The organism is Maribacter litopenaei (genome assembly GCF_025244665.1).
Classification (GTDB): Bacteria; Bacteroidota; Bacteroidia; order Flavobacteriales; family Flavobacteriaceae; genus Maribacter; species Maribacter litopenaei.
This window is the reverse complement of record NZ_CP104205.1, coordinates 3,410,859-3,437,096: the sequence shown is the minus strand read 5'-3', so window position 1 is coordinate 3,437,096 and position 26,238 is coordinate 3,410,859. Positions and strand designations below refer to the sequence as shown.

General features: G+C 38.9%; 23 protein-coding genes and 7 pseudogenes. 19 read left to right on the top strand and 11 right to left on the bottom strand.

The genetic code is table 11. From position 1 onward, the window contains the following. Positions 1-2 precede the first annotated feature (2 nt). From NYZ99_RS18555 to NYZ99_RS18525, 8 genes and pseudogenes are all read left to right on the top strand, one after another. Positions 3-972: pseudogene (locus NYZ99_RS18555) on the top strand (tryptophan 2,3-dioxygenase family protein). Positions 973-976: 4 nt separating this feature from the next. After that, positions 977-2,264, top strand: a pseudogene (locus NYZ99_RS18550) (M23 family metallopeptidase). Then, positions 2,251-3,889 (top strand): annotated as a pseudogene (pgi, locus tag NYZ99_RS18545) (glucose-6-phosphate isomerase). Before NYZ99_RS18550 ends, pgi begins: the two co-directional pseudogenes overlap by 14 nt. Before the next feature lie 170 nt (positions 3,890-4,059). After that, positions 4,060-4,782 carry a carboxypeptidase-like regulatory domain-containing protein gene (locus NYZ99_RS22405; RefSeq protein ID WP_338039128.1) on the top strand — a complete coding sequence of 241 codons (723 nt, stop codon included), beginning with the start codon at positions 4,060-4,062 and terminating at the stop codon, positions 4,780-4,782. Further along, entirely contained in the window at positions 4,674-6,797 is a 2,124-nt protein-coding gene (locus tag NYZ99_RS18540) for a TonB-dependent receptor domain-containing protein (protein ID WP_338039127.1), read from the top strand. Before NYZ99_RS22405 ends, NYZ99_RS18540 begins: the two co-directional genes overlap by 109 nt. A gap of 90 nt (positions 6,798-6,887) precedes the next feature. After that, positions 6,888-7,325, top strand: a pseudogene (locus tag NYZ99_RS18535) (hypothetical protein). 11 nt (positions 7,326-7,336) lie between these two features. Then, positions 7,337-7,750, top strand: coding sequence for a 3-keto-disaccharide hydrolase (locus tag NYZ99_RS18530; RefSeq protein WP_260572632.1), 414 nt, complete (start codon positions 7,337-7,339; stop codon positions 7,748-7,750). 10 nt (positions 7,751-7,760) lie between these two features. Continuing rightward, positions 7,761-7,934, top strand: coding sequence for a 3-keto-alpha-glucoside-1,2-lyase-like domain-containing protein (locus NYZ99_RS18525; RefSeq protein ID WP_260572631.1), 174 nt, complete (start codon positions 7,761-7,763; stop codon positions 7,932-7,934). Positions 7,935-7,947: 13 nt separating this feature from the next. On the opposite strand, the pseudogene NYZ99_RS18520 reads toward NYZ99_RS18525, so the two are convergent. Then, positions 7,948-8,984: pseudogene (locus NYZ99_RS18520) on the bottom strand (endonuclease/exonuclease/phosphatase family protein). Between the two features lie 98 nt (positions 8,985-9,082). Between NYZ99_RS18520 and NYZ99_RS18515 the strand changes: the two are divergent. The 6 genes and pseudogenes from NYZ99_RS18515 to NYZ99_RS18485 all read left to right on the top strand — a co-directional run bounded on the left by NYZ99_RS18515 (position 9,083) and on the right by NYZ99_RS18485 (position 13,206). After that, positions 9,083-10,330: a TonB-dependent receptor gene (locus NYZ99_RS18515; protein WP_260572630.1), complete on the top strand. Its 1,248-nt coding sequence runs from the start codon at positions 9,083-9,085 to the stop codon at positions 10,328-10,330. After that, positions 10,293-11,405 (top strand): TonB-dependent receptor, encoded by a 1,113-nt coding sequence (locus NYZ99_RS18510; protein WP_260572629.1) that lies wholly within the window; start codon positions 10,293-10,295, stop codon positions 11,403-11,405. Before NYZ99_RS18515 ends, NYZ99_RS18510 begins: the two co-directional genes overlap by 38 nt. Next, positions 11,395-11,805 (top strand): hypothetical protein, encoded by a 411-nt coding sequence (locus NYZ99_RS18505; RefSeq protein ID WP_260572628.1) that lies wholly within the window; start codon positions 11,395-11,397, stop codon positions 11,803-11,805. The genes NYZ99_RS18510 and NYZ99_RS18505 overlap by 11 nt, the downstream gene beginning before the upstream one ends. After that, positions 11,780-12,714: pseudogene (locus NYZ99_RS23075) on the top strand (DUF5689 domain-containing protein). The gene NYZ99_RS18505 and the pseudogene NYZ99_RS23075 overlap by 26 nt, the downstream one beginning before the upstream one ends. Before the next feature lie 19 nt (positions 12,715-12,733). After that, on the top strand, positions 12,734-13,003 hold the full coding sequence (locus NYZ99_RS18490) for a lamin tail domain-containing protein (protein WP_260572626.1): 270 nt from the start codon (positions 12,734-12,736) through the stop codon (positions 13,001-13,003). Beyond that, the gene (locus tag NYZ99_RS18485) at positions 12,979-13,206 is read left to right on the top strand and encodes a hypothetical protein (RefSeq protein ID WP_260572625.1); all 228 of its coding nucleotides are present in this window, start codon (positions 12,979-12,981) and stop codon (positions 13,204-13,206) included. The genes NYZ99_RS18490 and NYZ99_RS18485 overlap by 25 nt, the downstream gene beginning before the upstream one ends. 5 nt (positions 13,207-13,211) lie before the next feature. Here NYZ99_RS18485 and NYZ99_RS18480 read toward each other — a convergent pair whose 3' ends face one another. From NYZ99_RS18480 to NYZ99_RS18465, 4 genes are all read right to left on the bottom strand, one after another. Continuing rightward, positions 13,212-13,601, bottom strand: a complete 390-nt coding sequence (locus tag NYZ99_RS18480) for a response regulator (RefSeq protein ID WP_260572624.1) — start codon at positions 13,599-13,601, stop codon at positions 13,212-13,214. A gap of 181 nt (positions 13,602-13,782) precedes the next feature. Beyond that, the gene (locus NYZ99_RS18475; protein ID WP_260572623.1) at positions 13,783-14,187 is read right to left on the bottom strand and encodes a response regulator; all 405 of its coding nucleotides are present in this window, start codon (positions 14,185-14,187) and stop codon (positions 13,783-13,785) included. A 9-nt stretch (positions 14,188-14,196) separates the two neighbouring features. Further along, positions 14,197-15,507 carry a sensor histidine kinase gene (locus NYZ99_RS18470; RefSeq protein ID WP_260572622.1) on the bottom strand — a complete coding sequence of 437 codons (1,311 nt, stop codon included), beginning with the start codon at positions 15,505-15,507 and terminating at the stop codon, positions 14,197-14,199. Further along, positions 15,477-16,388, bottom strand: coding sequence for a PAS domain-containing protein (locus NYZ99_RS18465; protein ID WP_260572621.1), 912 nt, complete (start codon positions 16,386-16,388; stop codon positions 15,477-15,479). Before NYZ99_RS18465 ends, NYZ99_RS18470 begins: the two co-directional genes overlap by 31 nt. Before the next feature lie 193 nt (positions 16,389-16,581). Between NYZ99_RS18465 and NYZ99_RS18460 the strand changes: the two genes are divergently transcribed. Together NYZ99_RS18460 and NYZ99_RS18455 are read left to right on the top strand one after the other, a co-directional pair. Beyond that, the gene (locus NYZ99_RS18460) at positions 16,582-16,950 is read left to right on the top strand and encodes an ankyrin repeat domain-containing protein (protein WP_338039466.1); all 369 of its coding nucleotides are present in this window, start codon (positions 16,582-16,584) and stop codon (positions 16,948-16,950) included. A gap of 69 nt (positions 16,951-17,019) precedes the next feature. Further along, positions 17,020-17,793: an amidohydrolase gene (locus tag NYZ99_RS18455; RefSeq protein WP_260572620.1), complete on the top strand. Its 774-nt coding sequence runs from the start codon at positions 17,020-17,022 to the stop codon at positions 17,791-17,793. Positions 17,794-17,828: 35 nt separating this feature from the next. Here NYZ99_RS18455 and NYZ99_RS18450 read toward each other — a convergent pair whose 3' ends face one another. From NYZ99_RS18450 to NYZ99_RS18440, 3 genes are read right to left on the bottom strand one after another with little or no spacing between them, the layout of a single operon-like run. Continuing rightward, on the bottom strand, positions 17,829-19,397 hold the full coding sequence (locus NYZ99_RS18450; protein ID WP_338039126.1) for an Ig-like domain-containing protein: 1,569 nt from the start codon (positions 19,395-19,397) through the stop codon (positions 17,829-17,831). 42 nt (positions 19,398-19,439) lie between these two features. Beyond that, positions 19,440-19,625, bottom strand: a complete 186-nt coding sequence (locus tag NYZ99_RS18445) for a ComF family protein (protein WP_260572619.1) — start codon at positions 19,623-19,625, stop codon at positions 19,440-19,442. Further along, positions 19,606-20,040, bottom strand: a complete 435-nt coding sequence (locus NYZ99_RS18440) for a ComF family protein (RefSeq protein WP_260572618.1) — start codon at positions 20,038-20,040, stop codon at positions 19,606-19,608. The genes NYZ99_RS18445 and NYZ99_RS18440 overlap by 20 nt, the downstream gene beginning before the upstream one ends. Before the next feature lie 147 nt (positions 20,041-20,187). Here NYZ99_RS18440 and NYZ99_RS18435 point away from each other — a divergent pair, with 147 nt between their 5' ends. Then, positions 20,188-21,084 (top strand): coiled-coil domain-containing protein, encoded by an 897-nt coding sequence (locus tag NYZ99_RS18435; protein WP_260572617.1) that lies wholly within the window; start codon positions 20,188-20,190, stop codon positions 21,082-21,084. Between the two features lie 37 nt (positions 21,085-21,121). Continuing rightward, positions 21,122-22,670 (top strand): annotated as a pseudogene (locus NYZ99_RS18430) (glycine--tRNA ligase). On the opposite strand, the gene NYZ99_RS18425 reads toward NYZ99_RS18430, so the two are convergent. From NYZ99_RS18425 to NYZ99_RS18415, 3 genes are all read right to left on the bottom strand, one after another. Beyond that, on the bottom strand, positions 22,667-23,944 hold the full coding sequence (locus NYZ99_RS18425) for a TonB-dependent receptor (RefSeq protein ID WP_260572616.1): 1,278 nt from the start codon (positions 23,942-23,944) through the stop codon (positions 22,667-22,669). The pseudogene NYZ99_RS18430 and the gene NYZ99_RS18425 sit on opposite strands and share 4 nt — an antisense overlap. Next, positions 23,898-24,746, bottom strand: coding sequence for a TonB-dependent receptor plug domain-containing protein (locus NYZ99_RS18420; RefSeq protein WP_260572615.1), 849 nt, complete (start codon positions 24,744-24,746; stop codon positions 23,898-23,900). The genes NYZ99_RS18425 and NYZ99_RS18420 overlap by 47 nt, the downstream gene beginning before the upstream one ends. A gap of 212 nt (positions 24,747-24,958) precedes the next feature. After that, complete coding sequence (locus tag NYZ99_RS18415) at positions 24,959-25,297, bottom strand: hypothetical protein (RefSeq protein WP_260572614.1); 339 nt, start codon at positions 25,295-25,297, stop codon at positions 24,959-24,961. 130 nt (positions 25,298-25,427) lie between these two features. On the opposite strand from NYZ99_RS18415, the gene NYZ99_RS18410 reads away from it, so the two are divergent. Next, the gene (locus tag NYZ99_RS18410) at positions 25,428-26,192 is read left to right on the top strand and encodes an exodeoxyribonuclease III (RefSeq protein WP_260572613.1); all 765 of its coding nucleotides are present in this window, start codon (positions 25,428-25,430) and stop codon (positions 26,190-26,192) included. The last annotated feature ends 46 nt before the right edge of the window (positions 26,193-26,238 follow it).

Here is a 26,238-nt window from a genome sequence, read left to right as displayed (position 1 = left end):
GAATGGACGACAAAGAGCGGGTCAAATCTCAGATTTTAAAACTTGAGGAAAAATATAGGGATTCAGGCCAAGATCTTAGCTCTTACTTGGATGGTTTATTGTACCAACGATATTTAACCTACTGGGACTACATTCACCTAGATACTCTATTGAGTCTTCAAGTTCCAAGAACCCATTTTCCCGATGAGGAAATATTCATCATGTACCATCAAATTACTGAATTGTATTTTAAGCTCATCTTGCATGAACAAAAACAATTGGTAGATGATAAGTCTCAAAATCTGGATTTCTTTATAGAAAAACTCAGAAGAATAAATAGCTATTATACAGCTCTTATTTCCTCTTTCAGTATTATGATTAAGGGAATGGAGCGGGAACAATTTCTTCAATATAGAATGGCACTTTTGCCCGCGAGCGGTTTTCAATCCGCCCAATTCAGGATGATAGAAATTTATGCTACTCCACTTGAAAATTTGGTGTATGAATCCGAAAGGGAAGAATTTTCCTCGGAGAATGCCATCGAAGAACTATATGAAAATATTTATTGGAAAAAGGGGGCCACTGATATAGTGACGGGAGAAAAAACCTTGACTTTAAAACAATTTGAGTATCGCTATACGCCCAGATTGATCCGTACGGCGAAACAATTGTTAAATAACACAATTTATCATAAATACTTAGCTTTGCCTAACGAAGCCAGGCAAAATAAAGAATTGCTCGAAGCGTTAAAGACGATGGATATGAATGCCAATGTAAATTGGCCATTGATGCACATGGGCTCTGCCCATCGATATTTAGGAAGGGATTCCGGTAATTTGAGTGCTACAGGTGGTACGAACTGGAAGGATTATCTACCTCCAAGTTTTCAAAAAATAGTATTCTTTCCGAGAGATATATACAGAAGAGGAATTAAATGACTGGGGTAAACAATGGGTAGACCATATTTATAACCCCAATAAAATAAATACTTAGACTCATGCGAAAATATTGGGGCATAATATTTACGTTAGTTTTTTTAGGGGCATGTAAAAAGGAAAAAGTAGTGGTAAGCCACGAAGAGCTAAAGATTAGCCCTGTAGAAGATCCTATAATTACAAGATTTGGATTTAACATCGAAGAATTCAATGTACATCAGGATACCATCAAATATGGCGATAGCTTTGGTGAACTGATGCTAAAGAACAAAGTTGAATATCCCAAAATAGCAACGATTTCAGAAAAGTATAGGGATACCTTTGATGTTAGAAGGATTAGGGTTGGCAAGCCCTATTTGATTCTAAAATCAAAGGATACTACAGAACAGGCACAGGTATTTATATACGAAAACAATCCCATCGATTACACTGTGGTTGATCTTAGGGACAGTGTACAGGTCTACAAAGGAAAAAAGAAGGTTAAATATGTGGAAAGAGAAGTATCTCGGTGTTATAGAAACAAATTTGTCCGAGGCTATTTTGGATCAAGGTATAGATTATAATGTCACGCATAATCTTGCGAATGTGTACGCCTGGACAATAGATTTTTCAATGCTGCAGAAGAATGATAAGTTCAAGGTAATCTATAAGGAAAAGTATATAAACGATACCGTCTATGCAGGCGCGGAACCAATAGAAGCCGCCTATTTTGAGCACAACGGCAGACCTATATATGCTTTTGCCTATGAAAACGATTCCCTGAAAAGTCTTGTAGATTATTTTGATGACGAGGCCAATAATTTAAGAAGGACCTTCTTAAGGATGCCCGTAGAATTTGGAAGACTATCCTCACGATATAACTTAAAACGAAAAATCCGTTATTATGGCTATAAGGTGAGGCCCCATAAAGGAACGGATTATGCTGCTGCCATTGGGATCCCAATCCTTGCAACTGCGGACGGTACTGTCACGGAATCTACAAGAAGAGGTGGTAATGGAAAATACGTTAAGATTAGACATAACGAGACTTACTCTACCCAATACCTTCACATGAAAAAGCAGAATGTAAAAAAGGGTCAGTTTGTGCGTCAGGGTGATGTCATAGGTTGGGTTGGAATGACCGGTAACACGGGAGGACCTCATGTCTGTTACCGTTTTTGGAAGAACGGGCGTCAGGTAGATCCGTTAAAAGAAGAACTCCCACAGGCGGAACCCTTAGCTGAACCTTTAAGACCGGATTACTACGCATATATAGACCCCATAAAAGAGCAATTGGATTGCATAGTATACCCGGAGAAGATTGAAGAGGATGATTTGTTAACACTTAATGAACTAGATGGCACTAAATAACATTGACCCAACTACTACCAATGCTTGGAATAAGCTGAAAGAACACCATAAAAATTCAAAAGACCTTAATATAAAGGAGTTGTTCGCCCAAGATGAAAAAAGGGCTGAAAACTTTAGTAAAATTTGGAACGATTTCCTTTTGGATTATTCAAAGAACAAGATAACCTCAGAAACTATACAGTTACTATTGGATTTGGCCAATCAGCTAAATCTGAAGTCTTCAATAGACAAGTACTTCAGCGGAGACGAAATCAACCAAACAGAAGGAAGAGCGGTATTACATACGGCATTGAGGGCTAAAGAAAATGAAGAAATTTATGTGGACAGTGTCAACGTAGTTCCTGAGGTATATGAGGTGAAAAGGCATATCAAGGAATTTACGGAATCAATAATCGAAGGAAATAGTAAAGGATACACTGGAAAGTCATTTACCGATGTGGTAAATATTGGTATTGGTGGTTCCGATTTGGATCCGGCAATGGTTACGGAAGCATTGAAATTCTATAAAAATCATTTGAACGTACATTTTGTAAGTAATGTGGATGGTGACCACGTTCATGAGGTTTTGAAAACTTTAAACCCGGAGACCACTTTGTTCGTGGTAGTATCCAAAACATTTACAACACAGGAGACCTTGAGCAATGCAACTACCATAAAAAAGTGGTTTTTGGAGCATGCCACTCAAAAGGATATAGCAAAACACTTCGCAGCGGTTTCTACCAATACAGAGAAAATTGCCGAGTTTGGTATCTCAGATAAGAATGTATTTCCAATGTGGGATTGGGTAGGAGGAAGATTCTCATTGTGGAGTGCCGTTGGCCTTTCTATTGCACTAGCTGTAGGTTATGAGAATTTCGATTCCATGTTACAGGGAGCCAACGAAATGGATATTCATTTCAAGGAAACCGAATTCGAGGAAAACCTACCGGTTTTAATGGCACTTATTAGTATCTCGGTATAACAATTTTTACCATGCTGAAACAGAAGCCATAATTCCATATACGCAATACTTAAGTAGATTCTCTGCCTATTTACAACAAGGTATTATGGAGAGTAATGGTAAAAGTGTGGGTAGAAATGGAAAACGGGTAGGATATGAGACCGGAACCATTATTTGGGGGGAGCCCGGGATCAATTCGCAACATGCTTTTTTCCAATTGATACACCAAGGCACCAAACTTATACCAACAGACTTTATAGGGTTTAAAAACTCCTTGCATGGTGATACGGACCATCATAACAAACTAATGGCAAATTTCTTTGCCCAAACGGAAGCTTTAATGAATGGTAAAACTCTCAGGGATGTTGTTAGGGAACTAAAGGATAAAAATATATCGGAACAGGAGATAGAACAGCTGGCTCCATTCAAGGTATTTGAAGGTAATAAACCAACGAATACCATTTTGATTGATACCTTGACACCTAAAAGTTTGGGTTCTCTGATTGCCTTATATGAGCATAAAATTTTTGTGCAAGGAATCATATGGAACATCTTTAGTTATGACCAGTGGGGTGTTGAACTGGGAAAACAGTTGGCAGGGACTATTTTGAAGGATATAGAAGGGCCTGAAATTTCCTCCCACGACGGCTCCACTTTACGACTTTTGCAATATTTTAAGAGTTGATTTAAACAATTCTCATTTTAAGATATGCATATATAACTTCTTAATATTCAGTCTTTTTTTCATTTTTTTTACAGTAAGTTTGGTACGGTGATTTAACGTTCCCTTAACGTTAAAAGTCGAAAAATGCGAGACTTTTGCACCAGTTAAAAAACTAACAAATACGATAAAAAATGAAAAAAATCTACTTTGCAATTGCGGCATTTTTATTGACCGCGACTGTTTTTTCGCAAACTACGATCACAGGTACGGTAGTCGATGGTGAAATGGGAGGTCCCTTACCAGGAGCTACAGTGGTTGTTAAAGGTACATCTAATGGTACTTCCACAGACTTTGATGGAAACTTTACCATCCAGGCAGCTACAGCTTCAGGAACTTTGAGAGTTTCCTATATCGGTTTTATTACTCAAGAAGTTTCATTTACCGGAGGAAGCGTAGGAACTATTTCCCTAATGCCGGATGCTGAGGAACTTAGCGAAGTGGTAGTTGTAGGTACTGGAGTAATCGATTTGGCAACTGAAAGGGAAACGCCAGTTGCGGTAAGTACCGTAACCGCATCAGAAATCATTGCCAAAGTAGGTAATATGGAATTTCCGGAAGTCTTGAACACTACACCTTCTGTTTATGCGACCAAAACAGGTGGGGGTTATGGAGACTCACGTATCAATGTACGTGGTTTTGACCAAAGTAATACGGCCTTTATCATTAATGGGCAACCTGTAAACGATATGGAGAACGGTTGGGTTTATTGGTCTAACTGGCAAGGTCTTTCAGATGTTGCTTCGGGATGCAGGTGCAAAGAGGTCTTGGAGCCTCCAAATTGGCAGTTCCATCCGTTGGTGGTACCGTTACAATCGTTACCAAAAGTACGGATAAGGAAGAAGGTGGTTTTGTAGGAGCTACCATGGGTAACGATGCCTATATCAAAACAATAGCAGGTTACAATACTGGTGTCAATGAGAATGGTTGGGCAACCAGTGTCTTATTAGGTCGTTGGACAGGAGATGGTTATGTTGACGGGACCCAAGGTGAAGGATATACATATCTATTTTCTTTAGGCTATAAACCTTCTGATGTTCATGCCTTTAACTTCACCTTTACAGGTGCTGGACAATGGCACCATCAGAGATCATCATGGTTATCCATTAGGGATTATCAAAATTTTGGTGGTGATGACGACATCAATAGAAAATTCAATCTTGATTGGGGTACAAAGGATGGTGAAGAGTACAACATTAGAAGAAACTTTTACAATAAGCCAATAGGTACGTTGAACTGGGATTGGAACATTAGTGGCAATGTATCTCTTTCTTCATCATTCTACGGCTCTTGGGGACGTGGAGGAGGAACAGGTCCTAGAGGTAACAACTTCCGCAATAGCGATATAGACCTTTTCCCTTTCAACATTGATTTAACGGAACACCTCTTAAATAGAGGTAATGGAGCAGCATCTAGAAATGCAGATGGTTCCATTAATTTTGACAATGTAGTTAATGTCAACCGCTCAACTACTGCTGGTTATATTGGAGCAAATAGTAACTATGATGGTTTACTAATTGGTTCCAACGGTTTTAGGGATGACAATGTAAACAGGGCAGTTCTAATCAGAAGAGCTTCTATGAATTCCCATAACTGGTATGGTGCAATATCAAACCTTAAGTTCGAGTCCAATAATTGGACCTATGGTGTTGGAATAGACTTAAGAGCTTACAAAGGATTCCACTACCGCGCTTTGAACGATCTTATGGGATTGGATGCTTATTATAGTACCGGAAACAGGAACTTGGTTAATGGTACAATCCTTACGGAAACTATAGAAGCCTCTCCTTTCAAGAACACTGGACTAACAAGTGACAAGATTGACTACTACAATATTGGAGATGTAAGATGGACAGGTTTCAATGGTATCGTGGAGTACAAAAATCAACAAAATCTTTCAGCAGTTTTGCAAGCCGGTATTTCCAATCAGGGTTACAAAAGGATAGATTACTTTGATCAAACGAATAATGTAGAAAGTGATAGAAAGAATATCACTGGAGGATATATAAAAGGTGGAGCTAATTATAATTTAGATGAAAAGAATAATGTATTTTTTAATGCCGGTTATATTGCGCGTCAACCATTGTTTGATGCCGTGTTCCCAAATTTTGCTAATGTCATCAACGAAGATTTAGAAGTTGAAAAAATTACGTCTATTGAATTGGGGTACGGTTTTAGAAGTAACGGACTACGCGTAGATTTAAACCTCTATAGTACATCTTGGAATAATAGATTCGATTCTAATGGTGTGACCCTTGAGGGAGGCATTTCCGGAACCGCACAATATCAAGGAATTGACCAATTGCACCAAGGAGTTGAGGTAGAAGTAACCGCCAGGCCAGTTGACAGACTTAAATTAGAGGGTATGATGTCATTGGGCAATTGGAGGTATAAGGATGATGTTGTAGCAAGTGTTTTTGATGATAACAACCAGCAGGTAGGTTCTTCCACTTTGTACATTAAAGACGTAAAAGTTGGTAATGCCGCTCAGTTTACTTCTTATATTTCATCCAAATATGAGTTGTTCGATAGGTTTAATGTAGACTTAAGCTGGAGAATAGCTTCTGATTTATATGCGGATTTTAATGTTGCCCAGGACGATACGTTCTTAACTCCTGATAACCCTGGTGCTCTTGAGCTACCAACCTACAATCTTTTTGATTTAGGAGTTGATTACACTTTTGATTTTGGAGGTTCTAATCTATTTGCAAGATTGAACGTGAATAATATATTCGATACTGTTTATATTTCGGAGTCCAATACCAATTTCCAAGGGACTGGGGCCACATTGTACAAGGGTATTGACGACACCAACTTTGTATGGTTTGGTTTTGGTACCACGTGGAACTTTTCTTTGAGGTATAACTTCTAATTAGGTAAACCTATTATTAGGACCTACCATTCGGTAGGGTTTTTTTATGCCCAAAAATCATTACTTTTAAAACTCATTTAAACCAACAATATGTACGAAACCATTCAAATGCTACATTCCTATTTGGCCTATGTGGCATTGGCAATATTGATTATTGCCGTAGTAAATGCTATTACCGGATTATCAAGCAAACGTGTTTTCACTATGGACAAGGACTTAAGAATAAGCCTGTTTACCCTTATTATCTGCCACATTCAATTATTGGTAGGCCTTATTCTTTACTTTATCTCTCCAAGTGGATTAAGTGCCATTCAAGAGTTTGGGATGGGGGGATTAACCTCTGCTGCCCGATTATTGGCCGTAGAACATCCCTTTGTAAATATATTGGCCATTGCAGCCATAACCATAGGTTGATCTGGACACAAAAAATTTGTGGAAGGTGATAAAAAGTTTAAGAGTATTGCCATTTTCTATGGTATTGGTCCGGTGTTGATTTTAAGTAGAATCCCATGGAGTCAATGGTTTTAAAAGGAATATTTATGAAAAGGTTAGTTGTTGTAGTATATATTGTTTTTTGCGGCATAGTGGCCAACGCTCAGACAGTTTCATTATTCAATGGAGAAAATCTGGACGGATGGGAAGTCTTTGGTACAGAAAAATGGTATGTGGAAGATGGGCTTCTAATTTGTGAAAGTAGTCCTGATGCCGGATATGGCTATTTAGGAACAGAAAAGGAATATAAAAATTTTATTCCGGATCTTGATTTTAAACAAGAGGCCGATGGTAATAGTGGGGTGTTTATAAGATCAAGTGTTGATGGAACTACCGTAAGCGGTTGGCAAGTGGAGGTCGCACCACCTGGAAAGTTCACTGGAGGGGTCTATGAATCCTATGGACGTCAATGGCTCAAAAAGCCAAAACCGAGAAAAGGATCAGGCTCTAAAATTTGGTGAATGGAACCATATGACTATCAAGGTAGATGGTAAACAAATAACCTCTTGGCTAAACGGTACGGAGATGGTTTCCTTTAAAGATAGGATCATTGGAAAGGGAGAAGGCTCCGTTCTTCTTCAAATCCATGATGGAGGGGGAATCAAGGTACAATGGAAAAATATTGAATTGACGCCTTTGGATTAAGGTAGACATCTCTCTACTTTACTTCCCTTATCAAATGAATATATACAGGAAAGTGGTCACTATAGCCTCCAATATAATTACCTCCGGCATAGGTTCGTAAAGGATACCCTTTGTACCTCCCCTTTGAATCTATAAGATATAAAGGCTTAAATACATCGGCCTTCCAAAACCGGTATCCATCCTGAGTTTCAACCAAGTTTGAGGTTAGGTATATTTGATCGAAAAGGTTCCATTGATCCTTATATGCCAATGAACCTACCCCTTTTTTAAACAATCTTTCCATGGGTCCAAATAGGCTCATGGAATCCAATTGTTTCTCTTTCCCTTTGATTTTAAGAATTTTTTTAAAGCTGGGACTAATGGGGTCATCATTAAAATCCCCCATTCCTATAATTTTTGCTCAAAATTCAAATATCTGAGGGAGTCTATAATTCTATTGTTAAGTTCCGCGGCTTTTAGTCTATAGGGTCTGCTTCTAAGTTCTCCTCCACTTCTTGATGGCCAATGGTTCACGATTACAAAGATTTTTTCATTATCCAAAAGCCCTTCTACTACCAACTGATCTCCGGTGTAATCCCTTTGACCGTCTTCATTGGTCAATAGCAATCTCCTGCTGACAAAGGAAATAGGTATAAAAGAAGACTTTGCATACAAGAGCCCAACATCGATACCCCTTTCATCGGGCGAATCAAAATGGATAATTCCGTAGTTCTTTTTTTGGAGTGAGGTATGGTTGATCAAATCCTCAAGAACATTCCTATTTTCGGCCTCACAGACACCGAGGATATCGGGGGCTGAGCTTGTGATTTCCAAACCTATTTCAGAAATGACCTTCGCTAGGTTTTCAATCTTTTTCCAATAGCGTTCTTCGATCCAATTATCTTTTCCCATAGGTGTTCTATCATCATCAAAAACCAAACTGTCATTTTTGGTATCGAATAGATTTTCTAGGTTATAGAATGCGATAGTTCGTGCTTGGTACTCCTTTTCGGTTTGTCCCAAAGTTACCAGTGCCGATAGCAGAAAAAAATAAAAACTAAAATTTCTCATTAGGACTGAAATATATGGTTTTTACATAGAAAAACGAGTTAAGCAATTGTTTTTAAATATATTAGAATACCATTAACAGCTTGCACTAACCAAAGACCATGTACAGGGGCTTATTTCTTATACCGATTTTTGTCTTTTTCAACTTCACATATGGACAAACCGATCCTTATATAATTGGCACCATACTGAACCAAATTGATAGTGAACCCATCGAAGGGGTCAAAATTGAAATTGAGGGCAAACTGATTGAAATAAACACCAATTTTTCAGGTGAGTTTAAATTACAGAATGACTTAGTTGGGGAATATATACTTAGAGTATCTTTTCAGGACTATGAATCTAAGAGGATTCCGATTGTTCTTGAAGGGCTCGATTTGAATCTAGGGGACATATATTTAAAAAGGGACATTTCAGTAGAACAACAGGATAACCTGATTACCTTGACCGATGCAGAACTACTTGAAGATGAATCCACATCCAATACTTTAGGGCTTTTACAGGCAACTAGAGATGTTTTTCTGAGCCGTGCCGCCTTTGATTTTGGTCAAGCTTTTTTCAGGGTTCGTGGTTATGATGCCCAAGAAGGGGAGGTGCTTTTGAATGGTGTCCCCATGAACAAATTATTCGATGGTCGTCCCCAATGGAATAACTGGGGAGGGCTGAACGATATTACCAGGAACCAGGAATACTCGAATGGGCTCGATGCCTCGGACTATACCTTTGGCGGTATATTGGGCAATACCAATATCGATTTGAGACCTTCCGGATTACGACCGGGAACCCGTATTTCAACATCGGCCTCCAATAGGACTTACACGGGAAGATTGATGGCGACGTATAATTCCGGAATGAAGGAAAATGGATTTGCCTATGTACTGTCCGGATCCAGAAGATGGGCGAAAGAAGGTTTCATTGACGGAACCCTTTACGATGCCTATTCGGTAAGCGGACAGCTGGAATATGAGCTCAATGACAACCACAGTTTTTTACTGTCGGGAATATTTACCACCAACAGGAGGGGCCGGTCATCGGCGATTACAGAGGAAGTATTCGATTTGGTGGGTAACAAATACAATCCATATTGGGGGCTACAGGATGGTAAAATCAGGAACTCAAGAGAACGCTTTATTTCGGAACCCATGCTGCTGTTCAATTATTTTTATACTTCCGATAAACTAAACCTCTCCCTTGGGATGGTCTATCAAAATGGAACACATAAACGAAGCAGGTTGGGGTACTACAATGCCCCTAATCCGGACCCAACATACTACAGATACTTGCCCAGCTTTTATGTGAACAGTCCCATTGGTGCGAACTTCATTAGTGCAGAAATGGCCGAGAAATAGTTTTCTGCGAAATCCGCAGTTGGATTGGCAAAACATATACAGCGCCAATGCGAACCCTTCCTTGGGCGGCGAAGCTGTTTATGTACTCTATGACGATGTGGTTTCGGATTCTAAGTTCACGGCCAATTTGAACGGAAATTTCCAATGGAACCCAAACATAAAGGTCAATTTTGGTATAATGAACCGATACTTAACATCTAAAAACTTCGCCGAAGTGGATGATTTATTGGGGGCCGAATTTCACACGGACATCGACCCTTTTTCCGATACAAGAAATGACCTCGATTCCAATTTGGAGAAAAAACAAGGGGATGTTTTTGGGTATAATTACGAATTCCAGGCTAATGAACTTAGGGCCTATTCACAGATTTCGGCCGACTTGAACAAGTGGAAGTTCTTTTTGGCCGGACAATTCAATCGGAAAGCATATCAAAGAACAGGTAAATTTCAGAATGAACGGTTTCCGGATAATTCGTTGGGCGCAAGCAGGAACATAACTTTTTCAAATTTTGGGGTCAAAGGGGGCCTTACCCATGCGATAACGGGAAGACATTGGGTCACTATGCAAGGGGCCTTCATCAAAAGGGCACCGTTGCTTCAGAATGTTTTCGTGAACCCAAGGGAGTCCAACGCTATCGTACCCAACTTGCGTACGGAAAACGTTTCCACCTTGGATGTCAACTATTTCCTTCGTTTGCCCAATCTTACGGGGCGAATAACTGGTTATTACACTCGATTTCAAGACCTTACCGATATCAACTTCTTCTTTGTGGACTCTGGTGTTGGGTCGGATTTTGTCCAAGAGGTATTGACGGATTTGGACAAATTGCATCCGGGAACGGAATTGGGGCTAGAATACCAAGTATCCTCAACGGTAAAACTGTCATTGGTTTCCTCCATCGGAAAATATGTGTATGCCAGTGATCCTTCGGTGACCATTAATTTCGATACCGCATCGGCGGAGGAAGAACTGATTAATGTCCAGGGATTCAAGGATTTGGGAACTGCTAAGATAAAGGGTTATAAATTGGGTCAGGAATGCACAACAAGCCTTTGCCTTCGGCATGGAATATAGGGATCCCAAATACTGGTGGGTAGGTGTCACTACCAATTACCTTGCGAATAACTATGCCAATATTTCTACGATAACTAGGACAGAAAGTTTTGTTTTGGATCCGGAGACAGGGCAACGTTTTCCCGATGCCACGGATGAAAATGTGCAAGCACTTTTAGAACAAAAGCCCTTGGACAACTTTTATCTTTTGAACCTTGTGGGAGGAAAATCATGGTTGAAAAACGGGAAGTACCTAGGTATTTTCGCCAGTGTGAACAATGTGTTCGATACCACTTTTAGAACTGGTGGCTATGAACAAAGCCGAAACGGCAACTTTGGTCAGTTACGACAGGACAATTTAAGCGGTACCCCTTCTTTTGCCCCAAAATATTGGTATGGCTATGGAAGGACCTTTTTTTAAACGTAGCCCTAAGTTTTTGATGACAAATCTTTTTAAAACATATTATCGGTTCATTGTAAAGATTACATTCTTACTTATGGTATGTATGTTTTTTGCCTGTGTTAAGAACAAGGATTTTGAGGAATTGGAACCTGCCTGTGAATCAAATCTGGTCGCGAATATCAGTATCCAGGAACTTAAGGAATACTATCAAGGCGAAACCCTTCAAATTCAGGAGGATTTGATCCTAGAAGGGTATGTGATTTCTTCCGATACCGAAAATAACTTTTTCAGCGTATTGTATTTTCAGAACACTCCAAGCAATCCCACCGATGGACTTCAGATAGAGATAGACATGCGGGATTCCCATCTATTTTTTGAGGTTGGGAACAAGATTTTGATCAAGCTGAAAGGATTGTACTTAGGACGTTCCGAAATCAGTATAAAATTGGTGGAGTATTTACCTCCTTTGGGAATGTATCCGTTGGGCGATTGCCGTACAACCAAGTCTTTGAGCATGTCTTTGTAGCCTGTGGTGAAGGAGCCGTTTTGGAACCGGATGTAATTACAATTCCGGACTTGCAGGATAACAATGCAGGCACGCTGGTCCAATTTCAAAATTTGGAGTTTTCGGCTGGGGAACTGGGCAACCCTTTTGCCGAAAAAGAGGCCGAAACGGAACGTCTACTGGTAGATTGTGAGGATAACGAGTTGATTTTGTTGAACAGTGGTTTTGCCGATTTTCAATCCATTTTGCTTCCTGAGGGTCGTGGAAATATCACCGGTGTCCTCATTAGAGACGGAAATGACTTTAAATTGGTCATAAGGGATTTGACCGATATCGAATTTGGCCAGGAAAGGTGCGAGGATTTCGTGGATGAATTTACTTCCAACACTATTTTCTTTTCGGAATTGGCGGATCCGAGATAACAATCCGGAAGCTAGATTTGTGGAAATATATAATTCGGATTCTGAGCCTCTATCCTTGAAAGGATGGCAAATCATTAGGTACACTAATGAAAGTCAAACCGCAAGTTCTTCAACGGATTTATCGGGATATATCATTAACGGGGAAGGTACCCTGTTGTTATCGCCCAATCCATCGGTATTTGAAGAAATATATGGATTTCTGCCCGATGTGGATGCGGGAACCAATTCGCCTGCGGATTCCAATGGTGATGACAACCTCGTTCGGTGGATCCCTTTGGAACGGTTATAGATGTTTTTGGGGTGATTGGTGAAGATGGGACAGAGACCAATCATGAGTTTGAGGATGGACGAGCACAGAGAAAACAGGATGTTACAGAAGGAAGTCCGGAGTATCAATTTTCACAATGGGAAATATTTAATGATACAGGAGAGGCAGGAACTTTTAATTTACCACAGTTGGCACCGGATGACTTCACTCCGGGAGTTAGGTAGCAACCTTACTTTAAAGTATTCAAAATTTTTTCCGTCAAAGGTTTGACCAAATAGGATTCTACGGAGGCGAAAGATTTTGCCTTGGCCAAGTTCTGAGGACTAACAAAGGAGCTCACAATATAAATTTTGACATTTTTCCTCCGGTTTTCCGGAATGTTCTCAAATTCATCCGGAAAGGCCCAGCCGTCCTTATTTGGCATGTTGAGGTCCAGGAGTATCACTTCCGGCAAAGGAATGTTTTCAATTAATAGTCCTACTAAATTATCAATGGCTTCCTGTCCATCTGAGTACCACAATACGTTTTCGCAGAACCCAATGTCTTTCATGAGTTTTTTTGTATTGAACGCAAAAAACTCGTCATCATCAATAATACAACAGCTACCAATCTTACTCATGACCCAAATGCTTTTTTTGAATCGCTATTTTAACAAGGATTTCTCATCAATTATAATATTCCAAAATCTATGGGGGGACCTAGAAATGCCTAACTCTAAAAAAGAGCCTGTAAATCTTATTTAACATAGCAATTAGGGCAAAACTAAAAAACTTATTTACAACTAAGCTTAAAAATTAGGTTTAGTTGGTCATGGAATTCAGTACATTTTCCAAATCACTTGGAGTGATGGGTTTTAGGATGTAATTATTTATGGATTTGTAGTTTTTCACTTTTTCCAAGTCCCTTGGATCCACAGAGGAACTTATGATATAGATATATGTTTTTTCTAGATTATTGCTGGGCAACTTCGTGATTTCATCTAAAAATTCCCAACCGTTCATCACGGGCATATTAAGGTCTAAAAAGATGACTTCGGGTACTTTTTGTCCAAGATTGGAAATTTTTCCTATACCCTCAAGTGCTTCTTGTCCGTTATTATAGATGATGATTTCTTCGCAGAAATCGATTTCTTTCATAATTCGTTTGGTCCCGTAAATAAATATGGGGTCATCATCAATTATACAGCATGTTTGAACTTTGTTCATGACCATAGTTTAAGCTTTTTTTAATGTAATAATAAATGTCGCTCCCTTATCAGGGCTGCTCTCAACTTCTACAGTGCCTCCCATGGAAACCACCTGGTTTTTGGTAATGAACAGACCTATGCCCTTGGCATCCTTATTTTCATGAAAGGTTTTGTACATACCAAATATTTTATCCCCAAATCTTTCTAAGTCTATACCCAAGCCATTGTCCGCAAATGAGACTTTTAAAAAATTATCTACTGCTTGCGATTTAATTTTGATTTCAAGCTTCCGGTTTGGGGAACTATACTTTAGTGCGTTGGTGTACAAATTAAAGAAAATACTTTCAATATATGCAGGAACTCCCATAACAAAATGGGTAGGTGCAACATCTACTATTGGAATTACGTTCTTTTCTAATAAAAGGACTTCGATATTTTTTTCAATACTCTCCAAAGTTTTGAGGAGGTTAACACTTTGCATTTTTTCAAGTGCGCCCGTTTTAGCTTGTACTACCTCGTTTAGGTGATAAATGGTTTCTGAAAGACCATCAGAGGCATCAATTAACATACCTACCAAGTTTTGTCTTTCTTCCTCCTCTTTTTCCTGTGCCAAAAATTTTGTTAACATTGTCATGTTCGTGGAATGTGATCTTAGATTATGGGAAACGATATGGGCAAAGTTGAGCAGACTCTCATTTTGTTCCTTAGTAACTTCTACTAAGGACTTTAGTTTTTTTTCAGCTTCAATACGAGATGTAATATCCAGTACTTGGGCAATTGAATGGGATAGGTCACCATTTAGTTTTTTTACTATAGTAACTGAGATAATTGCGTGAACTATACTCCCATCTTTATGGAAATAGCGCTTTGTGAGTTGATAGCTATCAAGTTCTCCCTTTGATGCCTTGTTGATATTTTCTTGACTTATTTTCAAGTCTTCGGGGTGGGTAAGTTCTTGGACGGTTTTCACCAAGAGCTCCTCTTCACTATATCCAAGGCTTTGACAAAGTTTTTCATTCGCTTTTAACCATTTGCCTTCAGGACTTACCATCGCCATACCGGAGGCGGAATTTTGAAAAGTTTCGGTAAAAGACTCTTTGCTACGTTCTAATTTAAGTCTAGTGTGCTTTAGTTCGGTTATGTCCCAATTGGATCCAATTATTTTAGTAACATGTCCTTCATGATCCTTTTGTGCTTTAGCTTTTGCAATTAAATGAATTGTTTCACCATTGGGTTTAAGGGCCCTAAATTGGATGTCAAATGGAATCAGTTTGCTTATCGTTTGATCCAATGCTTTTTGAACAGTTCCTAAATCTTCGGGTGAATTCGCTTTAGCCAATCTTCTAGGATGTTCGAAGAGTCCTTCGAAAGACCATAGATGTCGTACATATTATCATTGCAGATAACTATATTTTCATCAAGATATAATTCCCATATCCCAATATTCGCGACTGCGGTTGCAATTTGTAATCTTTCTGAAGTTTCTAAATACTTCAATTCTGCCTTCTTTTCTTTGTCTATATCCTGGATAGTTCCAAAAAGGCGTACGCATTTTCCATGTACCATTTCAGGTTCTCCTTTGGCCCGTACCCAAACTTCGTTGCCTTTAGAGGTAATAAGTACCAGTTCCTCATCATAAGGCTTACCATCTGCAATGGCATTGCTAACGCTAAGGGCTATTCTATCCCTTGAATCTCCTTCCTTAAAGAAATTGAGCCCCTCCTCCAGTACCGGTAAAAAGTCTAGGGGTACCTCATGCATCAACTTGGTCATTGGACTCCAATAGATTTCATTGGTTATTAAATTCAGTTCCCAACTTCCCGTTTTAGATACCCTTTCAGCTTTTAATAATAATTCTTGTTCCCTCATAAAATCTGAAACATCCTCAAGAACCAAGATAATGCCGTCAATCGTACCTTCATTCCCCTGCCAAGGATTGATGTTCCATTTTAACCATTTGGGCTTATTTGTCTTCAAAAAGAATTTATGGTTATCGTTTTGAATAGCAGTCGTTCCCTGAAGTGATTTTCGCAAATCTGTATGTAATTGAGGGGGCAATTCTTCAATGACCCTTATTATTTCCTTTCCTTTAAAATCCTTCTTTTCCGCAAAGTGAATGGTAAACGTATCTGAATAATCTATAATCTTTAATTCCCTATTTAGAATTGCTGTGGGAATTGGGAAATGTTTAAGGGTGTAATTGGATGGTAATGTATTCAAGGGGTCAGTTTTTAAATAAAAATAAGATAAAGTTGTAGGAAAATACTAAAAGTAACGTAGGAATGTAAAATTTGATTGAGTATTGTTTAACTATTGCCTATATTTTCACAAAAAAAATGGGAAACGATATTCATAACCATGTGAGAAATGGAAATCGGAAGGCGTCCATAATTCCTTAAAGGGAAACCCAAAAATTTTAGATTCTAAAGATGAAAGGGGTTCTACTCCTTTATTACTGGCCACCTACTATAACCAATTGGAAATCACACAATTTTTACTTGAATCTGGAGCTGACATAAATGCTAGGGATGCTGCGGGAAATACTGCACTTATGGGTGTTTGTTTTAAGGGATTTTTTGAAGTTGCCAAAATTCTGATTGAGAATGGTGCAAAAATCGATGTACAAAATACAATGGGGGCAACGGCACTTATTTATTCGGTAATGTTCAATAAATTTGATATTGCCAAGTTATTGTTGGATGAGGGAGCGGATAAAGGTATAAGAGACCGAAAGGAAACTCTGCCTTGGAATATGCAATTGAAAAGGGAAATCCTGAGTTGATAGGACTGCTGGAGAATTAACGATAAAGTTCTATTCGTTAGAAAGAGGATATAAATTATTTTAATAAAAATGAAAAATGAACTTAGGATAGCATTGGTACAATCTCCTATTATTTGGGAACAACCAACCAGTAACAGAAAATACTTTTCCTCTAAGATAGCATCTATCAAAGGAAAGGTTGACCTTATCGTATTACCCGAGATGTTCACCACTGGATTTACAATGACTCCTGAAAATTTGGATGTAAAAGAGGGAGACGTTACGGTAGAATGGATGCAAGATATAGCCAAGGAAAAAAATGCCGCAATTGTTGGGAGTATTATTTATTCAGAAAATGGAGCATATTTTAATCGCTTATTTTTTGTCAATCCAAATGGAGAAGTTCGACATTATAATAAAAGGCACACCTTTACCCTTGCCGGAGAAAATGAGAAATACCAAGCAGGCAATAAACATTTGATTTTGGACTACATGGGTTTTAAAATAAACCTTATGATATGCTATGACCTTAGGTTTCCGGTTTGGAGTAGGAATACCGTTGATTATGATGTGTTGTTGTACGTGGCAAACTGGCCCAAACCACGAATTGAAGCTTGGGATACTTTGTTAAAGGCAAGGGCCATTGAAAATATGAGCTATTGTATAGGTGTAAATAGAGTAGGAAAGGATGAAAAAGGATTGGAGTATGTAGGGCACTCCGCTGTTTATGATGCACTTGGAAAACAACTCGTTTTTTCAGAAGAGGAAGAAATTTTGGAAGTTACTCTGAGCAAAGCTCATTTAGTTGAAACAAGAAAAAAATTAAGATTTTTGGAGGATAGGGATCAATTTAATCTAGAATAGTAAAGGTGATGTTCTCAATCCAGTTTGCTCTCATATCAATGATATTGGGATAGTAGGAAACTTTTTCTCGGTTGTATTCTTTTTAGGTAGTTCCCTGTATCCCATTTTCCGTTATTGTTTTTATCAAATATTGCACGAATAAGATATTTGCCAGGATTAATATGATTGAATTCAAAATTTTTGCTTTCCATTGCAGTTTGAGTCCTTTGAACCTCCCCTTTTTCATTCGTTAATTCAACTATGACCGGATATTCGATGGAATTGCCATTTAAAGTTACCGTTAGGTTGCCATAGTCCGCAAAACTTTTGGTATTCAGGTTAAAAATTATGGAATCGTTTGTAGCATCAAAGAAATCCTCCACGGCACCTGGAAGCATCCGGATTTTGTATTTTTCATTGGGCTCTACTTTAAATTCAAAGTCAACCTTGTTCTTCAGTGTGTCAAGTTTTACTATATGAGCCAACTGAAGTGTATCCTGTTTGAAGATACTAAATTTGATGCTATCAATGGAACTTAAAGGAGTATTTGCATATAATGAAAAGCGCTCGTTAAAATTTAGCGTCCCGGTTTGACTTGGGGACAGCCTAAGCGAGTCTATCCCTACTTTTCTGCTTTTCACTTTAAAAGTGTCGATCAATTTTAAGTTTTCATTGGTTACGGTAAAAAGAATGGAGTCCATATCGTAAGGTGTAAACCAAAAATTTAATGTGTCTTTATCCCTTTCTTTCAGAATAGTGGTGTTTACTGAATCTGGAATATTGGAAATGGGATCTATTGAAATATCCTGTCCATCTCCATAATATCCAAAACTTATCCTATTCTTTGCAACAAATGATGGTACAGCCACGACATAATCAGGCACTTCCTTAAAGAGATTAAGAAGGTAGATGGAATCTGTAGGTAAGTGAACCGTATCCTTTATAAAGCCTATTTTATCCGTGTTTTGGTCGAAAACATTGTTCTTTGCCTGATCCTTTATTGCAAAAAGTGCGTAAGTGCCTTCCTTAAGGTTTTTCAGGTTAAAGACAATAGTACTATCCAAGGTGTTAGTTATGTAGTTGGGTGGTTTCCTATAAATTGTGGAGTCTGTATATGTAGAATCAATACTATACAACATAACACTAATGAAATCATCTGCCTCTTTGTTAAAAGCATCCTTAACAACTCCCTGCAACTGAAGGGAATCTATATAATCACCAGTAGAGAATACATAGGTCAAAAAGGAATTAGGATTTCCTTCATTGTTGTCAACAATACTTTGACCAAAGTTTATGGTGTAGGTTGTATTTTCCTTTAAAGTATCCTTTATGACAAGTTCAACGAACTTGTTGGCCCCTCCCTGGGGACTTAACATAGGCTGATATTTCAAGGGAGGTGAGACGATTAATTGTTCTTGTACTTTCTCTAATTTTACAAGCTCGTCAAAGTAAAGCCTTATCTTATTTCCCTTGAAATTGATACTCATATTTTCCGGTTCGGCCCGCAGTAAAACAGGAGGGGTAATATCCTTAGGGCCTCCTGTGGGGGTTCCTTTACGGGCACACTGATAAAAAGCTACTATAGAAAGGCTTACGAATATATAGCCAAGGATTTTACGAAACATGTAATAAAATTATAGGGCAAAGAAACGAATATTCCTTAGAATTTAATCAACAACAGCCATGCTGGCAATGAATAGAGTGGTACCTTCAATTTTAAGAAGTACTTCTCCACAAAGTTCCATAGTTGCCCCTGTTGTAATGACATCATCTACTAGCAAAAGGGTTTTATTTTTCAACAATTCCGTATCGGTTATGGTATACAATGATTTATTATCGTACCACCTTGCCAACCGGTTCTTTTTGGTCTCGTATTCTTGTATTGGCTGTTTTTATCATTATATGGTCTAAATATTCAGACCCTATTTTTTTTGCCAATTGTTGTGCGAATAATGCAGTTTGGTTATATCCCCTCTTTCTTAGCTTTCTCCAGTGCAATGGAACAGGTATCACATAATCTATTTTTGGTAAATAATTATTTTCACTAATAATTTGCCCGTACCAACTTCCCGTAAATTCTCCAATTTGCTCTTGGTTTTTGTATTTCAGGTTGTGGATTAGGTTTTTGACAATCCCTTGATCCGTAAAATGAAGAAAGGAACTTGCTTTTTTAATGTTAATTCTTCCGTAAAAGATACGATCTACCGGGTTTTCTTCGTTAAATGTGTAATCGGTGAGCGGTAATTGGTGTCGACAAACGGTGCACAAAAGCTTCTCTCCTCTAATTAATCGGTCATTACATCCAAAACATGAATGAGGAAATAGGAGGGTGTTTATATCATTTGCTATATTTGAAAGCTTGGTGAGAAACAAATCTTACTGAATTATTTAACCTACTAAACGCCCATTTATTGAATGGACAATCAAGATACTAAATTCAATTATAAAATAATTCTTGCCGCTATGGCAGCTGTTATAATTGGTATCCTAATTGCCTTTTATTATAGCTATGCCCAATCCAAATCCGAAATAAATTTCTTGGAACAGCAAAAAGAAGTCCTCGTCAAAGATTTAACTTTGATGAAAGCAGATTTGGACCGACTCTCGGCATTGAACGAGATGAACGATATTGAATTACAGGACGCCAAATATCAAGTGCAACAGCTTAAAGACTCCGTAGGAAGATTGAACTTCACTATAGATAAGTTAAGGGAATTCAAAACCGAGCTAAGAAGGTTGGAGGCCAAAAATGATAGCCTAAAGCTTAAAAATAACTTTCTCAGATATAACAATTTGTTGTTGACGGATAAGTATGACGACGCTCGAAAACAGATCGAACTACTGGAAGCCAACAGTAATAGCTTGGCCGAGGCCGAAGCCCTACAGCGCAGAAAGATAATGGAACTCAACCAGCAGCTTAGGGTTAAGAACTATTTAAAATTGGATTATGCCGAAGGTAGTGGTTTTAGATTAAGAGGGTCAAGACCAGTAAGTACTAATAAAGCTTCTACCATAGAAAAACTAAGGGGTTGTGTAACTGTATTGGCCGACCCGGATGTGGACCTATCAGATAAGGTAATTTATTTACAGTTCTTGGATCCAAACAAACAAATTATCGAGGATAATGCCAACACAATCACCGTTAACGGAAATGTTTATAGTAAAAGGGTCGAGTTTGAATATTTAGGTGTTGAAACTTCTATTTGTGATTTTGTAACCATACCTGAAGGTTCATTGATGGACGGCACATATACATTGAACGTTTTTGAGGACGAGCGCTTAATTACTTCTTCAGAATTTCAACTAAAATAAATTCCTTTCTTTTTGGCTAATATTCTATTTTTGCCGCATGGCAAGTCAAGAAGATAATTTTAAGAAGGTAATTTCCCATGCAAAGGAATATGGTTATGTATTCCAATCCAGCGAAATTTATGATGGTCTAAGTGCCGTATATGATTACGGTCACAATGGTGTGGAGCTTAAAAAGAACATCCGAGAATATTGGTGGAAGGCCATGGTTCAATTGAACGAGAATATCGTCGGTATAGATGCCGCCATATTCATGCACCCTACCACTTGGAAGGCATCAGGGCATGTTGACGCCTTCAACGACCCATTAATAGACAATAAGGACTCCAAGAAACGATATAGGGCAGATGTTCTTATTGAGGACTATGTGGCCAAAATAGATACTAAGATTGAGAAAGAGGTCAAAAAGGCGGAAAAGCGATTTGGCGACCATTTTAATAAGGAAAAATTCTTGGAAACCAATCCAAGAGTAGTAGAATATGTTGAACAGGGCAAAAGCATATTAAGCCGAATGGCCAAGTCCTTGGAGAAAGAAGATTTAGCCGATGTTAAGGCTTTAATAGAGGAGCTGGATATTGCATGTCCCATGTCGGGTTCAAAAAATTGGACGGATGTAAAACAGTTCAACTTGATGTTTGGTACCAAGTTGGGTGCCAGTGCTGATTCCGCGATGGACTTGTACTTAAGACCGTAAACGGCACAAGGTATTTTCGTGAACTTCTTGAACGTTCAAAAAGCAGGAAGAATGAAGATTCCTTTTGGAATTGCCCAAACAGGAAAAGCTTTTAGAAATGAAATTGTTGCCGAGACAGTTCATCTTCAGAATGCGGGAGTTCGAACAAATGGAAATGCAGTTTTTCATTCAACCAGGAACGCAACAACAATGGTATGAGCATTGGAAGGAAAATAGATTAAAATGGCATCTGTCACTGGGTATGGGGGAGGATAACTATAGGTTTCATGATCACGAAAAATTGGCGCACTATGCCGATGCCGCTGCCGACATCGAATTCCGTTTCCCATTTGGTTTCAAGGAATTGGAAGGGATACATTCCAGGACTGATTTCGATTTAGGAAGCCATGAAAAATATTCAGGTAAAAAACTTCAATACTTTGATCATGAGACCAATAAAAACTACGTTCCCTATGTTTTGGAAACGTCAATTGGTCTAGACCGAATGTTCTTGGCGGTCTTCTCTAATTCTCTTCAGGAGGAAGAATTGGAGAATGGAACTTCGAGAACAGTTCTTAAACTTCCAGCTGTATTGGCACCGACAAAAGCTGCTATTTTACCATTGGTGAAAAAGGATGGATTGCCTGAGGTGGCTCAAGAAATTCCGGATGATTTAAAATGGGATTTCAATGTAACCTATGATGAAAAGGATGCGGTTGGGCGACGCTATAGAAGACAAGATGCCAATGGTACTCCTTTCTGTATAACTGTGCACCACCAAACTTTGGAAGATCAGACGGTTACCATCCGCCATAGGGACTCCATGGAGCAGGAACGGGTTGCTATTTCTCAATTGAGGGAAATCATCCACAAAGCCGTGGACATGAGGACTTGGTTATTAAGAATGGAGGACTAAAGGGCATAGGCCAAATTAAGCCCTCCGTAATAGTTTCGTCCGTCTCCAGGATAATAATATCTTGGCTCGGCCCCACCAAACCCTTGGGTGTTTATGAGTACGGATCGGGCATAAGGGGTATCGAATACATTGTTGACGCCAAAATTCACTCCTAAAGTGAATTTTGGCGTTAGTTTTTTGCGATAACCAGCACGGAAATTCACTAAGTTGAAGGCATCGCTATATGCATCGTTGGCATCCGTCAAGGGAATGCTACCTACGTGTTGGTATATAAGGTTGAAGTAATAATGGGTAAAGAAACGATTTTGTAGTCCCATAGTTAACCGATGTTTAGGAACCCCTGTTAATTCATTTCCGGAATAATCCATATTATTATCCACAAAATTGGTGAATTTATGGTGGTTAAGATTATAATTCACAAATGGGTTTACTTGAATCTTTGAGGTGGGTGATGAAAATGTATAATCCATTCCAAGTTCCAATCCTTGATGTTTGGAGGAACCCGCATTCTTCTCAATAAATTGGTCGTCTCCAACCTGTTCTCTAATCAATAAATTGTTGATGTTCATTTGGTATAGGGTCAGGTTAATGCGTAGCCGGTTTTGGTCAAAAAGAAGATTACCTCCAATTTCGTAATTCGTACCGGTCTCCTGCTTGATATCCGGATTGATGATACCTTCGGGTGTCAAGGTGCGTTCAAGGCTTGGATTCGTAAATCCCCTACTAATGTTGGCATATAATTCCTGATTATTGCCTAACGAATAGTTTAGGGTAAGACTTGGTAGGAGAATGGGGTCAAAATCCCGACTACCGCTGTTGTTTGAGTTTCCAATATTGAACCTGTCCTGTAAATCAAAGGCCGTTTTGTTGAGGTTTAGGCCCAATTGTGCCGAAAATGCATCCGAGAAAGGATACTGCAAAGAACTGAAAACGTTCCATTGACCTCTGAATTCCTTATTACGTGCAAACTGATCACCCTTTAAACTGCCGTTACCGTTGTTTTCCTGATACAGATTTTCAAACTCATCCCAATCGTACTCATCTTTGTAAAGTTCTGCACCAAAAGAAAAATCGGCATTTTTTTCGAAAAGGGTTAAACCTGCAGAAAATAGGATCCTAAACCCAAAACCTTTGGTAATTTCCTCCAAAATTCCAAAAGGTCGCGCTTCGGTTTTATCCAAATAACTGTAAAAGATACTGGTGGTATTTTTAAAACGTGCCGAAAATTCATGGTTTAGGGATACGCCCAACAGCGTCTCGGTTGTTTGTTTCATAACCCTGTGAGGCCCTCCAGGTAAAAGTAGCTTGGGTGGGGTCTTCGTTAAAGGCGGTTAATCCAAGGGAACTAGGTATTTGGGCCGTGTAATCAATATGGTTAACCAATAGAGAGAGCTTGTTTTTGGAATTCAATTGATACGAAGTATTGAGAAGGAATCCGTCGCGCTCAAAATTGTTGTTTTCCCGGTACCCATCGGTTTCCAAATGGCCGTATTGCAGATTCAACCGAAGTTTCCCATCGTAATGATTGAACGCCAGATTATTTTTTATGAGGTTATAGGATCCTACGGTAAAGGTGTTACTGAAGTTGGTAGATCTTCCCAAAGCTTCTTTTGGAGTAAGGACAATGGCTCCCCCTAGGTTTGCACCAAATTCAGTTCCTTTAGGTCCTTTCACTACTTCGATCTGCCCCAAATTCTCCAAGTCATATGCCTCAATGGTGGACGAACCCGTTCCATTGGTCACAGGAATCTCATTGTAATACAGTCGGAGTTTATCTGTACCGAAGAGGGTTCTCGCACCTATGCCCCTAATGGTAATTCTATTGGTATTTAATGCCCCGGATAAAACATAGACCCCTGGGATTTGATTCATGGAGGAAACGATATCCACTGGGCTGTAATTTTGAAAGGTTTTGGCCGATATTACTTCCGATGGGGTAATACCGATTACCTTTTTGTTCTTCAACGCATCGATAAGAATAACTTCTTCTAGTTGTGTAATACTATCGGCACTAATCGGATCTTGGGCATGTACAAAGGAAAGGGTAAAAAGTAATAGAGCGGGTAAGTATTTCATTAAAATAGGAATGAAATACGAAGTTATGACTTAAAATCTAAAACCAATAGAGAGTCCGCCCCGAAACATAAATGCATTTTGAAAATCCTCGGGATTTATATTTCGGCCAATGCCCCCGTGAATTTCCAAAGTAAAACGGTCGCTACGGGTGACCCATTTATTGCCAATTCCCAAACCTAAGGACGTAGTACCATAGTCGTTATTTCTTGATCCTAAAGCGGTGTTGTTTTCATTGCTTTCACCAGTATAATACAGCCCAAAAACTTCAGCAAACAATCCACTTCGGGGATATAACCAAAATAGGCACGGAGGTTTGATCCAATTCCAAAGTTCCCGTTATAATCAGTCCCATCTCCATTTACATAAAGGGTGCCTCCTATACTGGTGTCTTCAGTAAAAAAATATTCATAGGAACCTTCAACCGTGGAGGTGGCCAAAAACTGACCAATATTAAATTTCACTTCATGGTTATTTTGGAATCCGGGGTATGCCTGACCGATGGATGACAGCGTGAAACCTAAGTTAAAAAGAAGAAACAAAATATACTTCATGGCAAATGTGTTCTAAATCTTTAAACTGTAATCAAAGGTTGTTCCAAAAATCTACAAAGGTAGGATTTAGAAGTGCGTAGCAGGAAGTATTACACAAGGCTTTTCTATTTTTGGAATAAAGCATTAGGACATGAAGATAATCTCCTATAACGTAAATGGCATCAGGGCGGCATTGAGCAAGGATTTTTTACAATGGTTGAATGCGGTGGATCCGGATGTGGTCTGTTTACAGGAAATAAAGGCGAACAAAGAGCAATTGAATTTATCACTTTTTGAGGCGGCCGGTTATCCCCATCATTACTGGTTCAGCGCACAGAAAAAAGGATATAGCGGGGTAGCCATCTTGTCCAAACAAAAACCCGACGAAGTTCAGTTTGGGACCGGTATAGACTATATGGATTTTGAAGGCCGAAATATCACTGCCCACTTTGGGGATGTTGCTGTGATGAGTATGTACCTGCCTTCCGGTACCAATCCGGCCCGATTGGAACACAAACTGACCTACATGGATGATTTTCAAAAGTTTGCGGACGATTTTCGGAAAAAGCATCCAAGTTTAATTGTTTTGGGGGATTTCAACATTTGTCATCAGGCCATTGATATCCATAATCCGATAGGCCTAAAGAATGTTTCAGGTTTTTTGCCAGTAGAGCGTGAATGGATCGGTAACTTTATCAAAAGTGGTTTTACGGATAGTTTTAGGCATTTTAATCAAGAACCGGATAATTATACCTGGTGGAGCTATCGAGCCAATGCCGAAAAGAACAATAAAGGATGGCGTTTGGACTACGGAATGGTTTCTGAACCATTAACCGATAATCTAAAGCGTTCCGTTATTTTGTCCGAAGCCAAACACAGCGATCATTGTCCTATTTTACTCGAACTTAACGTTTGATTTAAACATCTTCTTTAGCAGTACCGTTCCTATTTCGTAATTTTAG

Bases quoted from the DNA above. Each gene is read 5' to 3' on its own strand.
- NYZ99_RS22405 (WP_338039128.1), top strand. From the start codon at position 4,060: ATGAAAAAAATCTACTTTGCAATTGCGGCATTTTTATTGACCGCGACT.
- NYZ99_RS18540 (WP_338039127.1), top strand. From the start codon at position 4,674: ATGCAGGTGCAAAGAGGTCTTGGAGCCTCCAAATTGGCAGTTCCATCC.
- NYZ99_RS18530 (WP_260572632.1), top strand. From the start codon at position 7,337: ATGAAAAGGTTAGTTGTTGTAGTATATATTGTTTTTTGCGGCATAGTG.
- NYZ99_RS18525 (WP_260572631.1), top strand. From the start codon at position 7,761: ATGACTATCAAGGTAGATGGTAAACAAATAACCTCTTGGCTAAACGGT.
- NYZ99_RS18515 (WP_260572630.1), top strand. From the start codon at position 9,083: ATGTACAGGGGCTTATTTCTTATACCGATTTTTGTCTTTTTCAACTTC.
- NYZ99_RS18505 (WP_260572628.1), top strand. From the start codon at position 11,395: ATGGAATATAGGGATCCCAAATACTGGTGGGTAGGTGTCACTACCAAT.
- NYZ99_RS18480 (WP_260572624.1), bottom strand. From the start codon at position 13,601: ATGAGTAAGATTGGTAGCTGTTGTATTATTGATGATGACGAGTTTTTT.
- NYZ99_RS18475 (WP_260572623.1), bottom strand. From the start codon at position 14,187: ATGAACAAAGTTCAAACATGCTGTATAATTGATGATGACCCCATATTT.
- NYZ99_RS18455 (WP_260572620.1), top strand. From the start codon at position 17,020: ATGAAAAATGAACTTAGGATAGCATTGGTACAATCTCCTATTATTTGG.
- NYZ99_RS18450 (WP_338039126.1), bottom strand. From the start codon at position 19,397: ATGTTTCGTAAAATCCTTGGCTATATATTCGTAAGCCTTTCTATAGTA.
- NYZ99_RS18435 (WP_260572617.1), top strand. From the start codon at position 20,188: ATGGACAATCAAGATACTAAATTCAATTATAAAATAATTCTTGCCGCT.
- NYZ99_RS18425 (WP_260572616.1), bottom strand. From the start codon at position 23,944: ATGAAACAAACAACCGAGACGCTGTTGGGCGTATCCCTAAACCATGAA.
- NYZ99_RS18420 (WP_260572615.1), bottom strand. From the start codon at position 24,746: ATGAAATACTTACCCGCTCTATTACTTTTTACCCTTTCCTTTGTACAT.
- NYZ99_RS18415 (WP_260572614.1), bottom strand. From the start codon at position 25,297: ATGAAGTATATTTTGTTTCTTCTTTTTAACTTAGGTTTCACGCTGTCA.
- NYZ99_RS18410 (WP_260572613.1), top strand. From the start codon at position 25,428: ATGAAGATAATCTCCTATAACGTAAATGGCATCAGGGCGGCATTGAGC.